Source organism: Pseudomonas sp. YuFO20, from assembly GCF_035064975.1.
In the GTDB taxonomy this organism is placed as follows: Bacteria; Pseudomonadota; Gammaproteobacteria; order Pseudomonadales; family Pseudomonadaceae; genus Aquipseudomonas; species Aquipseudomonas putida_AE.
On the sequence record NZ_JAXDEO010000152.1, the window covers coordinates 1 to 783 of the forward strand.

The 783-nt window shown below is 61.2% G+C and carries 1 pseudogene; it reads left to right on the forward strand.

Going from position 1 to position 783, the window contains the following annotated elements:
* Positions 1–783: pseudogene (locus SOP85_RS31010) on the forward strand (hypothetical protein); the annotation flags it as partial.

The following is a 783-nucleotide window of genomic DNA, read 5'->3' on the forward strand; positions in this document are numbered from 1 at the left end:
CGTGCAACAGTCTGGCGCTGTCACTGCCGGGCATTGTGCGTCGTGGGGCCCTGGGCTGGGCCAAATTCAGGATGCCGGTGTTTGCGGAACACCTGTCACGCCTGCGGCGGCGACAAGCGCGAACGACACCAACGTAACGATCACGCTGACCGGCACGCCTGCAACCGCGCTGTTGCAGGCGGTGCAATTCCAGATGGGATGGACCGGCACGCTCGCAGCTGCGCGTCTCAATGCCAACGTGGTGCAAGGCGTCACGAATGACACCAACGTTACGGGGTCGATCGCCGCCCAAAATCTCACGTTGGGATGGACCGGAACGCTTGCAGCAGCGCGGCTGAATTCCAACGTCGTGCAATCGGTCGTGAACGACACCAACATTACGGGTTCGATCACTGCACAAGTGCTGACGCTGGGATGGGCTGGCACTCTCTCGACCGCGCGCATGGGTGCGCCGTTTACCAACGGCACCGCCAGCGGCAACACCAGCCAGTTCGCGACCGTGCTCGCGGGCACAAAAACATCGGGTCATATCGCGACATGGGACGCGAACGGCAATATTCAGGATGGCGGCTTGCCGGGTACCGGAACGGTGACATCGGTAACGTGCGGCACCGGCCTTTCGGGCGGCACGTTCACCACGACGGGCACGTGCGCCGTGCGACTGTCGAACCTGACCAATTCGCTTGGCGCTGTGGTGTTATTGAATAATACCGGGCTGTTCTTTACAGGTCCAAGCGTTGCGCAGGGAAACAGTGGAACTTGGTTTGCAAGTGGAACCGTCAT